Annotated in this window: 13 protein-coding genes; 8 read left to right on the forward strand and 5 right to left on the reverse strand. The window is 71.1% G+C overall.

The features are described from left to right. Positions 1 to 13 precede the first annotated feature (13 nt). On the forward strand, positions 14 to 1060 hold the full coding sequence (locus ABD793_RS20160) for an NAD-dependent epimerase/dehydratase family protein (protein WP_344862146.1): 1047 nt from the start codon (positions 14 to 16) through the stop codon (positions 1058 to 1060). Beyond that, on the forward strand, positions 1057 to 2115 hold the full coding sequence (locus tag ABD793_RS20165) for a lysophospholipid acyltransferase family protein (RefSeq protein WP_344862148.1): 1059 nt from the start codon (positions 1057 to 1059) through the stop codon (positions 2113 to 2115). Before ABD793_RS20160 ends, ABD793_RS20165 begins: the two co-directional genes overlap by 4 nt. Before the next feature lie 370 nt (positions 2116 to 2485). Here the strand turns inward: ABD793_RS20165 and ABD793_RS20170 are convergent, their stop codons facing one another. The 3 genes from ABD793_RS20170 to ABD793_RS20180 all read right to left on the reverse strand — a co-directional run bounded on the left by ABD793_RS20170 (position 2486) and on the right by ABD793_RS20180 (position 5388). Further along, the gene (locus tag ABD793_RS20170) at positions 2486 to 3388 is read right to left on the reverse strand and encodes an HAD family hydrolase (protein ID WP_344862150.1); all 903 of its coding nucleotides are present in this window, start codon (positions 3386 to 3388) and stop codon (positions 2486 to 2488) included. Positions 3389 to 3500: 112 nt separating this feature from the next. After that, positions 3501 to 4583 (reverse strand): DUF5667 domain-containing protein, encoded by a 1083-nt coding sequence (locus tag ABD793_RS20175; RefSeq protein ID WP_344862152.1) that lies wholly within the window; start codon positions 4581 to 4583, stop codon positions 3501 to 3503. 100 nt (positions 4584 to 4683) lie between these two features. Next, positions 4684 to 5388, reverse strand: coding sequence for a sigma-70 family RNA polymerase sigma factor (locus tag ABD793_RS20180; protein ID WP_344862154.1), 705 nt, complete (start codon positions 5386 to 5388; stop codon positions 4684 to 4686). A gap of 305 nt (positions 5389 to 5693) precedes the next feature. Between ABD793_RS20180 and ABD793_RS20185 the strand changes: the two genes are divergently transcribed. From ABD793_RS20185 to ABD793_RS20195, 3 genes are all read left to right on the forward strand, one after another. After that, a complete protein-coding gene (locus ABD793_RS20185) occupies positions 5694 to 7202 on the forward strand; it encodes an AMP-binding protein (protein WP_344862156.1) in 1509 nt (502 codons plus the stop codon). A 13-nt stretch (positions 7203 to 7215) separates the two neighbouring features. Next, positions 7216 to 7470 (forward strand): glutaredoxin family protein, encoded by a 255-nt coding sequence (locus tag ABD793_RS20190; protein WP_344862158.1) that lies wholly within the window; start codon positions 7216 to 7218, stop codon positions 7468 to 7470. A 100-nt stretch (positions 7471 to 7570) separates the two neighbouring features. Next, on the forward strand, positions 7571 to 9073 hold the full coding sequence (locus ABD793_RS20195) for a molybdopterin-dependent oxidoreductase (protein ID WP_425548729.1): 1503 nt from the start codon (positions 7571 to 7573) through the stop codon (positions 9071 to 9073). Positions 9074 to 9081: 8 nt separating this feature from the next. Here the strand turns inward: ABD793_RS20195 and ABD793_RS20200 are convergent, their stop codons facing one another. Both ABD793_RS20200 and ABD793_RS20205 read right to left on the reverse strand, forming a co-directional pair. Further along, positions 9082 to 9738 carry a hypothetical protein gene (locus ABD793_RS20200; RefSeq protein WP_344862162.1) on the reverse strand — a complete coding sequence of 219 codons (657 nt, stop codon included), beginning with the start codon at positions 9736 to 9738 and terminating at the stop codon, positions 9082 to 9084. A 238-nt stretch (positions 9739 to 9976) separates the two neighbouring features. Then, complete coding sequence (locus ABD793_RS20205; protein ID WP_344862164.1) at positions 9977 to 10600, reverse strand: hypothetical protein; 624 nt, start codon at positions 10598 to 10600, stop codon at positions 9977 to 9979. A gap of 1462 nt (positions 10601 to 12062) precedes the next feature. On the opposite strand from ABD793_RS20205, the gene ABD793_RS20210 reads away from it, so the two are divergent. The 3 genes from ABD793_RS20210 to hemC are packed head-to-tail and all read left to right on the forward strand — an operon-like array spanning position 12063 to position 15124. Then, positions 12063 to 12851 carry a redox-sensing transcriptional repressor Rex gene (locus ABD793_RS20210; protein WP_344862166.1) on the forward strand — a complete coding sequence of 263 codons (789 nt, stop codon included), beginning with the start codon at positions 12063 to 12065 and terminating at the stop codon, positions 12849 to 12851. Further along, complete coding sequence (locus tag ABD793_RS20215; protein WP_344862168.1) at positions 12851 to 14176, forward strand: glutamyl-tRNA reductase; 1326 nt, start codon at positions 12851 to 12853, stop codon at positions 14174 to 14176. Before ABD793_RS20210 ends, ABD793_RS20215 begins: the two co-directional genes overlap by 1 nt. After that, a complete protein-coding gene (gene hemC / locus ABD793_RS20220) occupies positions 14177 to 15124 on the forward strand; it encodes a hydroxymethylbilane synthase (RefSeq protein ID WP_344862170.1) in 948 nt (315 codons plus the stop codon). It begins immediately after the preceding gene. The last annotated feature ends 37 nt before the right edge of the window (positions 15125 to 15161 follow it).

Genomic DNA, 15161 nt, shown 5'->3' on the forward strand with positions numbered 1-15161 from the left:
ATCAGGGAGTTCCATGGCCTCGAACATCGTGCTCGTCACCGGGGTCGCCGGTGACCTTGGCGGAAAGCTGCTCGCCCGCCTCGGGACCAATCCGGAGTTCGAGCGCGTGATCGGAGTCGACACCGCGCCGCCTGCCAAGGACGTGCTGCGGCGGATGGGCCGCGCCGAGTTCGTGCGCGCCGACATCCGCAATCCGCTCATTGCGAAGGTCATCAGCAGTGCCGAGGTGGACACCGTCGTGCACACCTCGTGCACCGCGCATCCGGCGGGGCCGAGCCGCCGTTCGGCGGTCAAGGAAGTGAACGTGATCGGCACGATGCGGCTGCTGGCGGCCTGTCAGCGGTCGCCGTTGGTGCGCAAGCTGGTGGTCAAGTCCAGCGCCGCGGTGTACGGCGCGGGGGCCCGCTCGCAGGCGGTGTTCACCGAGGACTCGGAGCTGATCCCGTCGTCGTCCAGCGGCTACGCGAAGGACGCGGTGGAGATGGAGGGCTACGTACGCGGCCTGATGCGCCGCCGCCCGGACATCACCGTCACGCTCGCCCGCTTCGCGAACATCATCGGCCCGGAGGTCGATACCGTGCTCGCGCGTTACTTCGCGCTGCCGGTGGTACCCACGATCTTCGGTTACGACGCCCGGCTGCAGCTGCTGCACGGCTCGGACGCACTGTCCGTTCTGGAGCTGGCGACGCTGCAGGACAAACCGGGGGTGTTCAACGTGGCGTCCGAGGGCGTGCTCACCGTGTCACAGGCGGTTCGCCGTGCCGGGCGCGTCGGGCTGCCGATGCCGGGTTCGGTGGTGCCATCGGTGGGCAGGTTGCTGCGTGGTGCCAGCGGCGTCGACTTCTCCGCCGACCAGGTGCGGCTGCTGAACTTCGGCCGCGCCGTGGACATCACCAAGCTCAAGAAGGAATTCGGCTACACACCCCGCTGGACCACGCGTGAGGCGTTCGACGATTACGTGGCCGGCCGCGGCCTGCGCCCGGTGCTCGACGGCGCCAGGCTCGCCGGACTGGCCGGCAAGGTGCTCGTGGCCGCGGCCACCGGGCAGGCAGGCCGATGAACCGCGCGACGAAGGCCGGAAGTGAGGCGCACCCCGTGAACGCTGCCGAGGCACAGATCATCCCGCTGCACGGGCCCGGCCGGGAGAAGCCTGCGGAGGAACCGCATTCGGACACCGCGCCACCGGAGGCCACGCGCCAGGACCCGGTGGCCACGGCGCGGGCGGACGCGCCGGTCGTGGCGTTCCCGGCGGTGGCCGAACCCGAGCCCGAGTCCGACCCGCTGCCGGAGCCGGTACGCACCGCGCTCACCTTCGTGCGGCACCGGCTCACCGGCGACTACACCGTCGACGAGTTCGGCTTCGACGCCGAGCTCACCGACACGCTGGTGCTGCCGCCGGCGCGGGCGTTGTACGAGAAGTGGTTCCGCGTCGACACCTTCGGCGTCGAGCACCTGCCCGCGGCCGGCGGTGCGCTGCTCGTGTCCAACCACTCCGGCACGCTGCCGCTCGACGCGGTGATGACCGCGGTCGCGGTGCACGACGAAACCGGCGGCAGGCATCTGCGTGGGCTCGGCGCCGACCTGGTGTTCAAACTGCCGCTGGTCGGGTCGATCGCGCGGAAGTCCGGGCAGACGCTGGCCTGCAACGCCGACGCCGAGCGGCTGCTGACCGGCGGTGAACTGGTGGGGGTGTGGCCGGAGGGGTTCAAGGGCGTCGGCAAGCCGTTCTCCGCGCGCTACAAGCTGCAGCGGTTCGGCCGCGGCGGGTTCGTGTCCGCGGCGATGCGTGCGGGCGTGCCGATCATCCCGGTGTCGGTGATCGGGGCAGAGGAGATCTACCCGAAGATCGGCGACCTGCGGCTGCTGGCCCGCGTGCTCGGACTGCCGTACTTCCCGGTCACCCCGTTCTTCCCGCTGCTGGGCCCGCTCGGCGCGGTGCCGCTGCCGACCAAGTGGTCGATCGAGTTCGGCGAGCCGATCCGCACCGACGAGTACAGCCCGGACGCGGTCGACGATCCGATGCTCGTGTTCACCCTGACCGACCAGGTTCGCGAGTCGATCCAGCAGACCCTGTACCGGCGGCTTTCCCAGCGCCGCGGCGTATTCCGCGGCTGAGCGGGTCCGGTTCGCCGAGCAGGCGCCGGCCGAGCCGCATCGAGCGGTCGCACCGCGGCTCGTCCGCGGCGCCGACGAACAGCGCGGTCAGCGTGGGTACGCACCGGATCACCGGACCGGCGCGTCTCGGCGAGCCTTCGCCGGCCGCGTGAAGCCCTCCTGGCACAGGGCTTTCCACCTCCCGCTGCAGTCGTCCGCCCCGGCCACCAGCGACCGTGGCGGGAGGGCTTCCCTGGTGCGCACCATCGGGTCCCGGCTCCTCTTCAGCACAGGCCAGGTCGCCCGCGAGCCGAACTCCGGGCGGCGCTGGCCTGGCCGCCGCCGAGTCCGGCTGGAGTGGTGGCCCGTGCACGAATCCCCGGGCAGCGGCTCAGCGGCGGCGGTAGGCCATGCCCGCCGCGACTGCGCCGGCTACCGCGCCTGCGCCGAGGACTGAGGGGACACCGATGCGGGCGGCCTTGCGGCCGGTGCGGAAGTCCCGGATTTCCCAGCCTCGGGCGCGGGCCACGTCGCGCAGGCCGCTGTCCGGGTTCACCGCGACCGCGGTGCCTGCCACCGACAGCATCGGTACGTCGTTCTGCGAGTCGGAGTAGGCCGTGCAGCGCTTGAGGTTCAGGCCTTCGCGTGAAGCGAGCGCGCGGACCGCATGTGCCTTCGCCCTGCCGTGCAGCAGGTCGCCGACCAGGCGGCCGGTGTACACGCCGTCCTTGGTCTCCGCGACCGTGCCGAGTGCGCCGGTGAGACCGAGCCGCCGCGAGATGATCGCGGCGAGTTCGATCGGGGTCGCGGTGACGAGCCACACGCGCTGGCCGGCGTCGAGGTGCATCTGCGCGAGTGCGCGGGTGCCGGACCAGATCTTTTCCGCCATCAGCTCGTCGTAGATCTCTTCGCTGATGGTGGTGAGCTCTTCCACCGTTCGACCGGCCACAAAGGACAGTGCGCGTTCCCGGTGGGTCTTGATGTCCTCCTTGTTCTCCCGTCCGCCGATGCGGAACTTCACCTGCTGCCACACGAAACCGGCGAGGTCGGCGGAGGTGAAGAACTTGCGGGCGGCGAGACCGCGCGCGAAGTAGAAGATCGACGCACCCATCATCATCGTGTTGTCCACGTCGAAGAACGCGGCCGCGGTGAGGTCCGGCGGCGCGGGTGGTGCGGGCGGCTCGGCGGTGGTGGTGGCGGCCTGGGCCGACGCCTCGCCCGCGAGCGTGGCGAGCCGTTCCAGCTCCTGACTCTTATCCTTGCCACGCCAAGCTGACACGTACACCGCCTCCACGTTCGGGCGCGTCCCGGCAGCCGGAAACAGCCGGGTCCTGCCGCACAGCGTAGCGACCGCGAGACTTACCCGTTGGAGATGTGGCACGGACCTCGGTGCGGATCAGGGGTCCTCAGCCGATCACGATCGGGGGCAGCCCCGGCAGCACCGGCGGGAGCGAGACGACGGGTGGCCGTGGCCTGGTCGGCGTCGGCAGCCGGGGCGAGGTCGGCGCGGTGATCGGCGGGGGGACGGCCGAGGACGGCGGGCTGGTCGCCGGGGTGGTGCCGGTCGGGGTCGGGTGGCTCGTGACGGCCAGCTCCGGCCGGTCCGGCGGGGAGGTGACCGGTGCCGAGGGCTCGTCCGGCGTGGACGGGACCGGCGGTGGCGGGCTGGTGGGCGTCGAGCCGCCGGGAACCGGCGGTTGCCGGGTGCACGCGCCGGGCGCGGGGAGCAGGCCCAGTTCGTCGGTGCTGCCGGTGGTGATCCGGTAGCAGTCGAACCGGGAGCCGAGCGCGGTGGTCCGTTTCCAGGCCTGGGCGAGCAGACTGCGCGCGCTGGTGACGTCGGCCCGTGCCGCGGCCGGAATCCGCGGCTGCTCGGCGGTCAGCAACCGGGACTGCTCCTGTGTCCACGACGCGAGCTCGCTCAGCCGGGCGTGCTCACCGTTCTGCGTGGCGGCCGTGGTGAGTTCGCTGACCCCCGCGCGGACGTCGCTGCCGAAGTCGGCGAGCGCGGTCCGGTAGGCGCCCGGTGCGGCGTCGGTCAGGTGACTCAGGTCGCGCACCCGGGCGGCGGCGAATTCCAGGTGCTTCTCGGCCCGTGCGGTGTCGTCGAAGGTCAGCCCGAGCGCGGTTGCTTCACCAGCGCGTTTCACCTGGTACAGCGCTTCACCGGGCAGTGCGTTCCGCGACAGCAGCAGGGTGAGCCCGGCCAGGCCGAGCACCAGCGCGATCCCGGCCGCGACCAGGTCCGCCGTCCGCGGCCGCCACCGCCGACGTGGCAGCGGCTCGCCGAGCCGTCCCTCGATCTCGGCACGGATCCGCGCGCGGGTGGCCGGATCCGGCGCGCCGGCCGCACCCAGCTCGCGCAGCGCACCGACCACCGCGAGCTCCTCGGCGAACTCCTCGTCCGATCGGGTCGCCGCGGTGCCGAGTGCGCGGTCGAACCGCTCATTCTCGGCCCGCTCCCGCGAAAACCGTCCGGGCACGCCCACCGTGCTGCTCCGTCTCCCACTGCGCCGGCCCTGACCGCCGGTCTGCGTGGAGAAACGATTAAGAAGGCGGTGAAGTTACGCCCTGTCCGGAATCCGCGGGTCAGCGCAGCCCGGTGGGCAGCAGCTGGGCCAGCCGGCGCACGGCGCGATGCTGCAAGGCCTTGATCGCGCCTTCGTTGCGGTGCATCACGCGGGCCGTTTCGGCAACCGACAGGCCCTGCAGGAACCGCAGCACAATGCATTCGCGCTGGTCCTCGCCGAGTTCGGCAACGCAGCGCAGCAGTTCGGCACGGGTGGCGCCCGCGATGGCCTGCTGTTCCGGGCCCACCTGCGCGGCCGGGCCCACCGTGGCGGCCGGGCTGCCGGGCTCGGCGACCTCGCCGGTCACGACCTCGAGCCGGAAGCGGCTGGATTTCACGTGGTCCAGGATCAGGTTGCGGGCGATCGTGACGAACCACGCGCCGACGTCGCGGCCCTGGTAACTCACCGACGTGATCCGGCGCAGCGCGCGCAGGAACGTCTCGCTCGTGACGTCCTCGGCCAGGTCGCGATCGCCCAGCCGGAACAGTGCGTACCGATACACGACGTCCACGTACCGGTCGTACAGCTGCCCGAACGCCGAGGAGTCGCCTTCCTGCGCGGAGCGCACCAGCTCCCAGGCCTCGGCCTTCGCGGCCTCGGCCGCGTCCGGTTCGTCGGCAGGGCGGGCCAGCGGGACGGCGGGCACGGGCGTGCCGAACACGCGTTCGGCGAACATCGTGACCGGACCGCGGTGGGTGGCCGGGAGCGTGGCGGGGCGGGTCATCGGGCAACACCTCCGGCGGTCCCGGGTGCGGCGGCGCGGTGGTACGGGCGGGGCTGCCTGCCGGACCGCGAGTGCGCAGGAGCGGACCGCACCGCGTGTTCCACGCCCTCGTGGACCGGCAGTTTCGGCACGACAACTCCCTTGCTCAGGTCACCCGGTAGTGATCAACGCCACCCGGCGACGCAGTGCAGCATACGTGTTGTTACCGCGAAGTAGGTAGTGTCCCGGGGTGGTGGAGGTGCGACGATCACGCGGCATCCCCATGACGGGTGACAACACGACGAATCCGCAACCGTAGGAGAGGGGTGGGGGTGGACCGGATCAGCACCGCACACGGTGTCGCCGGACTGCTCGCCGACGCGGCCGCTCGGTGTCCGGACCGCACGGCGATCACCGAGACCGGCACCGGTACCACGCTGACCTGGCAGGAACTCGACGAAGCAGCGCACGCGCAGGCCCGCCGGCTGGTCGAGGCCGGGCTCGCACCCGGCGACCGGGTCGCGTTGCGGCTCCCGACCTCCGCCGACTTCGCGCTGGCGCTGTTCGCCGTGCTGCGTGCCGGCGGGATCGCGGTGCCGTTGTCTCCCCAGGCGCCGGTCCCCGAGCTGCACCCGTTGCTGGCCCACAGCGGCACGCGGTTCGTGCTGCAGCGCGAAGCCGAGGCGGACTTGCCGGAAGGCATCACCGCGCTGCCGCCCCGTGCGGACGGCGAAGGTGACCCGGTGGACGCGGGTCGTCGCGGCGAGGACATCGCGGTCATCTCCTACACCTCCGGCACGACCGGGCCGCCGCGTGGCGTGCAGCTCTCGCACCGCGCGCTGCTGGCGAACCTCGACCAGCTGGCCCAGGTGGACGGGCTGCTCGAAGCCGACGACCGGTTGCTGATCTCGATCCCGCTGTTCCACGTCTACGGTCTCGGTCCAGGGCTGCTGCTGGCCACCGCACAGGGTGCGTCGCTGGTGCTGTCCGAACGGTTCGAGCCGCGGCGCACGCTGGAGGACTGCCTCGAACACGGCGTCACGGCGATTGCCGGCGTGCCCACCATGTACAACGAGTTCGCCGCACTCGGCCCGGACGAGCTGCGGCGCGGTCTCGGCACCGTGCGGCGGATGACGTCCGGAGCCGCGCCGCTGCACCCGAAGGTGCTCACGGCGATCCGCGAAGCGACCGGCCTCGACGTGTACGAGGGTTACGGGCTCACCGAAAGCGCACCGGTGGTCACGTCGACGCTGGTCACCGGGTACCCGAAGCCGGGTTCCGTCGGCCGCCCGCTACCCGGCGTGGAACTGCGGCTGGTGGCCAGCGACGGCACCAGCGACGAGGTCGGCCTGGACCCGGACGAGGTGGACGACGTCTTCGAGGCAGGCGGCGAAACCGGCCTGGTGTCGATCCGCGGCGCGAACCTGTTCTCCGGATACTGGCCCGACGGTGCGCACGGCCCGGACGAGGAGGGCTGGTTCCGCACCGGCGACGTCGGCTACCTCGACTCGGACGGCGATCTGCACCTGGTCGACCGCGCCAACGACCTGATCATCGTCAACGGCTTCAACGTGTTCCCGCACGAGGTCGAAGAGGTGATCTCGCAGCTGCCGGAGGTGGCCGAGGTCGCCGTGGTCGGGGTCGTCGACGAGCGCAGCGGCGAGGCGGTGAAGGCGGTCGTGGTACCCGCGGACGGGGCGGCGCTGTCCCACCAGCAGGTCGCGGACCAGTGCGTGGCACATCTGGCCGGGTACAAGGTGCCGCACACCGTGGAGTTCGCCGAGACGTTGCCGCATTCGGCGACCGGGAAGCTGCGGCGGCTCAAGCTGCGGTGAGGCCTAGGCTGTGGTGGTGGCCAAGGTAACGGTGATGAGCCGCGCCGGATGTCACCTCTGTGAGGTGGCCGAAGCCGATGTCGCGCGGATCTGCGGTGAGCTGGGTGTGCCGTGGGAGACCGCGGACGTGGACAGCGATCCGGAATGGCGTGCCGAATACGGAGACCAGGTGCCGGTGATCCTCGTCGACGACGTGGCGCACGGCTACTGGCGGGTGGAGGAAGACCGGCTGCGCCGTGCGCTCGCCGCAGCGGTAAGCAAGCCGTAATCGTCCACAGTGCACCGCGGTGGGCCGGTCCGCCGAAGATGGTGGGGTGAGTGCGTTGAAGACTGCCCCGCCCGCGGCACCGGCTCGATTGTCACTGGCCATGGCGACGTTCCTCGGCCTGGTCGCGTTGATCACCGCACTCGGGGCGGGACATCTGGTGGCGGCGTTCGTCGGGTATCAGGCGTCCGCGTTCGTCGCGGTCGCCGACTTCGTCATCGCGCACAGCCCGCATCCGGTGGTGGTGTGGGCGGAGCAGACCCTCGGGACGGCCGACAAGACCGTGCTGAAGATCGGCCTTGCCGTGCTGCTGGTCGGGTTCGCCGTGCTGGCCGGGCAGCTGTCGCGGAGCCGTCCGTTGCCGGGCCAGGTGCTCGTCGGGGTGCTCGGCGTTGCCGGGATCGTCGCGGTCTACCAGCGCACTGATGTCGGGCAGCTGGCGCTGCTGGCGCCGGTGCTCGCGACGGCCGCGTCGCTGATGGTCTTCGGCTGGCTGCACCGGCGCGCGTTGGCGCCGGACGCCGGGTCGGGGGCCGGTCTGACGCGACGGCAGGTACTGCAGCGTGGAGCGGGCGTCGCGGCGGGTGCCGGGGTCGCGGCGATCGTCGGCGAGGTCGTGGCCGGCCGCGGCAGTGCCGCCGGATCGCGGGCCGCGGTCGGACCGCTGGTTGCCGCGCGCAAGGCCCCGCCGCTGCCGCCGGACGCGGATTTCGTGAAACTGGGGTCCCCGCCGTTCATCACGCCGAACCCGGACTTCTACCGGATCGACACCGCGTTCGTCGTGCCGCAGGTGCGGGCGGAGGAATGGCAGCTGAAGATCCACGGCATGGTCGAGCGCGAGATCACGCTCTCCTACTCCGACGTCCGCAACCGCCCGCTGGTCGAACGGACGGTCACGCTCGCCTGCGTGTCCAACGAGGTCGGCGGCGACCTGATCTCCACCGCGAACTTCATCGGCATCGACCTGGTGGACCTGCTGGACGAGGCGGGGGTGCGCCGCGGTGCCCAGCAGATGTACGCCACCAGCGTCGACGGCTTCACCTGCGGTACCCCGGCGAACGTCGCACTCGATCCGCAGCGCGGTGCGATGCTGGCGATCGGCATGAACGGCGAGCCGTTGCCGGTCGAGCACGGATTCCCGGCCCGGATCGTGATCCCCGGCCTGTACGGCTACGTCTCGGCCACGAAATGGGTCACCGACCTGGAATTCACCACCTGGGACGAGCGCCAGTCGTACTGGCTGCAACGCGGCTGGGCCGAACAGGCCCCGATCAAGACCGAATCCAGGATCGACACGCCTGCCTCGGGAACCTCGGTACCCGCGGGCACGGTGCGGGTCGCGGGCACGGCGTGGGCACAGCACATCGGCATCGCGAAGGTGGAGGTCCGCGTGGACCAGGGCAGGTGGCAGCAGGCTGCGCTGTCGGCCGAGGTGAACAAGGACACCTGGCGGATGTGGTGGGCCGAGGTCCCCGCCCGGTCCGGCAGTCACACGATCACCGTGCGCGCCACCGACCAGTCCGGCTACACGCAGACCGACCATCCGGCCGACCCTGTTCCGGACGGCGCAAGCGGATGGCATTCGGTGTCGTTCACCGCCCGGTGAGGGCGTCGTCAGCCGGGGGACGGCGGGGGCAACCGCTTGCCGAGCGCGTCGGCGAGTTCGTGCAGATCCCCGAGCGCCGGCGCGATGCGGCCGACGTCCATCCGGCCGTCGACCCAGATCCACAGCTCACCCGCGGTGCGGCGGAACGGCCTGCGATGCCTGGCCAGCCAGTCCCGGACGGCCGGGGTGACGTCGCCGGGCGATCCGTCCACGGTCCACCGCCGGTCGAAGTCCGGATCGCCGATGGTGCCACCCCGGAAACCGAGACCACCGCCGAGCTTCCCGAGCACGCCACGCGGCTGCACAGCCAGACTGCGCGTGCCGTCCGGCACCTTGAGCGCGAAGACCTGGGTGAAATAACGCTCCGCGCGACCGGCGTCATCGGAGGTAGTGCCTCCGATGACGTCACTGTATTCGAACGACAGAAATTCCCGACGCCCGTCCTGTCCGGTGATCGCATGCCAGGCTCGTGGACGGCGGCCCTCGAGAAACGGGTAGCCGTGGCACCGTCCGAGGAGATCGCGATCCCGCTGGGTATAGGCCCAACCCTGTTCGGCCGCAGCGGCTGCGTACTTGTCGCGTCGCTTACGGTAGCTGCGCAGGTACCAGAGGCCATACCCCCCGACCACGACAACGGAAAGTGCGCTGAGGAGCCATTCGTTCACCGAGTTCTCCTGGGAAATGTGCGTGGCCGGTCAGGTGCCGGCGGCTAGCTGATGGTCTCGTTGGCGATTCCGTTCACTCGCGTGCTCGACGGGCGGTATGCACTCGCCGTGGGCAACGAAGGCCCTGCGGGGAGGGTGCTGCGGTCGAGGCCTGGACATCCGGGTCGAGGATTGCCGGACTGACTGCACGTGGGCAGCAGCGCCTGAGGGAACCGGGCGGGTAAGGGGCGCTGCGCGGTCAGCGGGCCAGCCGGGCGGCGAGGTCTTCCAGGTCTGCCAGCGCGGGGTCGATTCGGGTTGGGTCGAAGCGGCCGCTGTGCCAGGTTTCCAGGCGGCCTGCGCTCACGCGGAACGGGCGGCGGTGGTTGGCGAGCCACTCTTGGACCGGTGGGGAGATCAGGCCGTGGGTGGACCACTCGCGGTCGATGTCCGGGTTGCCGGTGCCGGAGCCGGTGAGGCCGGCCTGGTTGGCGAACCGGCCGATCCGGCCGCGCGGGGACGCGTAGATCTCGTGCGCGGGGAACGGCAGTTGCAGCGAGGTGAGCTGCCGGAACTCCCGGCGGGCGTACTGGTTGTTGCGGTTGTTGCGGCCCCTGACCTCGCTGTACTCGAACGACAGCGCTTCGAACGGTCCGTGCTGTCCGCGCACTGCGTGCCAGGCGCGACGACGGCGGCCGCGGCCGTCGAACGGGGCGCCGTGGCAGCGGTCGAGCAGGTCCTGGTCGTGTTCGGTGTAGGTCCAGCCGCGTTCGGTGGCGTAGGCCGTGGCGGAGGCCTTGTTCCGCTGGTAGCGGCGCAGGTAGAAGAGCGCGCATCCGATGATGACCAGTGGTGCGATCACGTACCAGATCCAGTGCGTCATCGTTCTCCTGAGCCGGGTGTGCGGAAACGGGGACAGGGAAAGGATTGTGCCGGTTGCGCTGCCGGGGCGCGCGCCGGGTGGAAGTCCGGTCCGCGGCGGCCGGTGCGCCGGGGACATGGCGGTGACCAGTGACTTTGTGCCTGCGTTCACAAGTGGACTACCGTGGTCGGGGTCGTCCCCGTGAGGCCCGGCATTGAACCGGACGGAAGCCGCGGGGTCAAGAGCCGGTTTCCCGCCACCCGGGGGACGTGGGAACGGACGTGCACAGCCGGACTGAGGAGTGGCCAGCGTGGTGACACAGCGGGGTGGGCGCAGCGGTGCCGAACCGCCGGCCAAATCACCCCGCGGTGAGTCCGCGGGCACGGAAGGTGACGTTCCGGGGTCACGCCCGTCCCGTCGCCGCACCGGCGGCAGGCACGCAGCCGGAAACCGCCGCGCCGCCGCAGCGACCGAGAACGCCGCCCCCGAGACCGAAAACGGCCAGGCCGCCGACAGCAACGGCCGGCCGCCGGCAGGCCCCGGACGCAGCACCGACAGCAGGCCGCCCACCGGAACCAGCAGGACCACCGCCACCTCCTCCGCCACCTCCTCCGCCACCGGCTCCGGCCACGGCGCGAGTGGTGATGTTGGTCGTGCGAGTGGTGACGGTCGTGCCGCGAGTGGTGGCGTTGGTCGTGCGAGTGGTGACGGTCGTGCCGCGAGTGGTGATGTTGGTCGTGCCAGTGGTGACGGTCGTGCCGCGAGTGGTGATGTTGGTCGTGCCAGTGGTGACGGTCGTGCCGCGAGTGGTGATGTTGGTCGTGCCAGTGGTGACGGTCGCGCGGCGAGTGGTGATGTTGGTCGTGCCAGTGGTGACGGTCGCGCGGCGAGTGGTGATGTTGGTCGTGCCAGTGGTGACGGTCGTGCGGTCGGTCGTGGTCGGGCTGCTGGCAACGGTTCCGGTAACGGCGCTGGCGGTTCGGCGGTTCTTAACGGGTCTGGCGTCGGCGACGGCGCTGTTGGTTCAGCGGCTGGTTCCGCCGGCAGGTCCGGCTCCGGCAACAGGTCCGGCTCCGGTGGCATCACCGGCAACAACAGCATCGGCAACAACAGCAGCAGCTCTGGCCGCTCGGTGGTCGTCGGCGGCAAGGGCATGGCTGGCGATGGCATGGCTGGCGATGGCGCGGTCGGCAACGGCGCGGCTGGCGATGGCATGGCTGGCGATGGCATGGCTGGCGATGGCGCGGCTGGCGATGGCGCGGCTGGTTCCGGGAGTGGTAACGACGCCAGTTCTGGCGAGGGCAACGGCCGCGGCGGCAGTCGTACCGGCAGGGCCTCTCGGGCGACTGCTCGTAGTGCGTCCGCCGGTGCTGCGACCGCCCGTAGTGGGTCCGCGGGTGCCGGGGGGTCCGCGTCGGCCGGGAGTAGGCGGCGGGCTGCTGGGCGGGGTGCTCCCGATGCCGACAATGCGCCCACTGCGGAGATGCCTGCTGTTTCCGGGGTCGAGGACACCGTCGTGCGGGCCAAGCAGATTCCCGAGGCCGCGGTCGCTCGGCTGGCCGTCTACCTGCGGGTGCTGTCCGGGATGGCCGAGCAGGGTGCGACCACCGTTTCCAGCGAGGAGCTTTCCGCCGCCGCCGGGGTCAACTCGGCGAAGCTGCGCAAGGACCTTTCCTACGTCGGGTCGTACGGCACTCGCGGCGTCGGCTACGAGGTGCAGGTGCTGGTCAGCCAGATCGAACGCATCCTCGGCCTCACCCGCCAGCATCGGGTCGCCGTGGTCGGGATCGGCAATCTCGGGCACGCACTCGCCAACTACGGCGGCTTCCCCGGCCGGGGCTTCCCGGTCGAGGCGCTGTTCGACACCGATCCGGACCTGATCGGGGTTCCGGTAGGGGGCATCCCGGTCTCGCACCTGGAGGACATCCCACCGGTCTGCTCCGAACGGGAGATTTCGGTGGGGATCATCGCCACACCTCCTACCGCTGCGCAGTCGGTGTGCGACAGGCTGGTGGCAGGCGGTGTCCAGTGCATCCTGAACTTCGCGCCGGTGGTGCTCCGGGTACCGGCACACGTCGAGGTTCGCAAGGTCGACCTGGCCGTCGAGCTGCAGATCCTTTCCTTCCATGTGGCTCGCCGCGCCGATGACGCACTGGGAAACCAGGGAAATCCCGGGTTACCGGATGCAGGCCTGCCGATCGACAATGGCACTAAGGGCGACGGACGAAACGGCGCCGGAACGGACGGCGGTCTCGGAATGGTGGTGCGCTGATGAGCGTGTTGGCGGTCGGGCTCTCCCATCGCAGTGCGGATCTTGGCACGCTCGAACGGGCCACGGTGCCTGCCGGCGAGCTGACCAAGGTGCTCCACGAACTGCAGCAGGCGGAGCACGTCAGCGAGGTCATGCTCGTCTCGACGTGCAACCGCATCGAGGTCTACGCCGTGGTCGAGACGTTCCACGGCGGCGTCAACGACGTCTCGGAGGTGCTCTCCCGCAAGGCCGGGATGGAGCCGTCCGAGTTGTACGACAGCCTGTACGTGCACTACGCGGGCGCGGCCGTCGAGCACCTGTTCTCGGTGGCTTCCGGGCTCGACTCGATGGTGGTCGGCGAGACGCAGATCCTCGGCCAGGTCCGTGCCGCGTACGCCACCGCGCGCGAGGCCGGCACCGTCGGACGCGCGCTGCACGAGCTGATCCAGACCACACTGCGCGTCGGTAAGCGGGTGCACACCGAGACCGGGCTCGACCAGCTCGGCGCGTCCGTGGTGTCCGAGGCGCTCGGCGCCGCGGGGGACCTCGCGGGCAAGCACGCGCTGATCGTCGGCGCCGGTTCGATGGGTGCGCTCAGCGCTTCGCAGCTGGGCAAGGCGGGCATCGGCCGGATCACCGTGGCCAACCGCACCGACGCCAACGCTTCCCGGCTCGCGGCGAAGGTCTCCGAACAGGGCGTGCCCGCGCGGTCCGTGCCGCTGTCCGAGCTGGCCACCGCGGTGGCCGAAGCCGACGTGGTGGTGTCGTGCACCGGCGCGCAGGACGCGGTGTTCCGGCCGGCGCATGTGCCGCCGCGGGACGGGCGCCCGCTGGTCGTGTGCGACCTCGGACTGCCGAAGGACGTCGACGTCGAGGTCGCCCGGCTGGCCGGGGTGACCGTGGTCGACCTGGAGACGATCCAGCGCCGGATGCGCGAGTCCGGCGCGCCGACCACCGATCGGCAGCGGGCCAAGGCGAACGGCATCGTGCTCGACGAGGTGCGCGAGTACCTCGCCGGGCAGCGCAGCGCCGAGGTCACGCCCACCGTCACTGCGCTGCGCCGCCGCGCGGCCGAGGTGGTCGACGGAGAGTTGCTGCGGCTTGACCACCGGTTGCCGGAACTCGACAGCCAGGTGCGCGAAGAGGTCGGCCGCACGGTGCGCCGGGTGGTCGACAAGCTGCTGCACGCACCTACCGTGCGCGTCAAGCAGCTGGCCGCGGAGACGGCCGACACCGACTACGCCAACGCGTTGCGGGAGCTGTTCTGCCTGGACCCGCAGGCACCCGCCGCGGTGGCCAGCCCCACCGCACCACCCGCATCCCCGGAAACCGAGAAGAAGCCCTAAGTGACCAGAGTCATTCGCATCGGCACGCGAGGCAGCAAACTGGCCCTCGCGCAGACCGGAACCGTCGCCGACGTGCTGCGCGCCACCGGCGTCGAGATCGAGATCGTCACCGTGACCACTCCCGGGGACCTCTCGAGCGCCCCGATCGCGCAGATCGGCGTCGGCGTTTTCACCTCCGCGCTGCGGGAGGCCTTGCTGCGCAAGGAAATTGACGTGGCGGTGCACTCGTACAAGGATCTGCCCACCGCGGCCGAGCCCGGTCTCGTGCTGGCCGCGGTGCCGGTACGGGAGGATCCGCGGGACGCGTTGATCGCCCGTGACGGCCTCACTCTCGGCGAGCTGCCGCCCGGTTCGAAGGTCGGCACCGGGGCCGCCCGGCGGATGGCGCAGCTGCGCGCACTGGGGCTCGGTTTGGAAATCGTGCCGATCAGGGGCAATATCGATACCCGCATGCGCAAGGTGACCGATGGTGAGCTGGATGCCGTCGTGCTCGCGCGTGCCGGACTGGCCCGGACCGGCCGGGTCGGGGAGATCACCGAGACCCTCGACCCGATCCAGATGCTGCCTTCCCCCGCGCAGGGGGCGCTGGCGCTGGAGTGCCGGGCCGCCGATGTGGACGTCGAGCACCTGCTCGCGTCCACTGTGGACGACGAGGGCACGCGGGTCGCGGTGACGGCCGAGCGGGCCCTGCTCGCCGCGCTCGAGGCGGGGTGCAGTGCCCCGGTGGGGGCACTCGCCGAGATCGTCGAGGACCTCGACGCCGAGGGCGCGGTGATCGAACGTATCTCGTTGCGCGGCACCGCGGCCGTCGAGGACGAGAACGGCGGGATCGACATGGTGCGCGCGTCCGCACAGGGCGATCTCGCCGAAGCCGAACAGCTCGGCAGGGCACTGGCCGCCGAACTGCTCGACCTCGGGGCCGGTGCACTGTCCGGCCCCGCACAGTGACGCGCGGACGTCACCGACCCGAACGACCTGCCCGACA

The sequence above is a fragment of the Amycolatopsis ultiminotia genome (assembly GCF_039536925.1).
GTDB classification, from domain to species: Bacteria; Actinomycetota; Actinomycetes; order Mycobacteriales; family Pseudonocardiaceae; genus Amycolatopsis; species Amycolatopsis ultiminotia.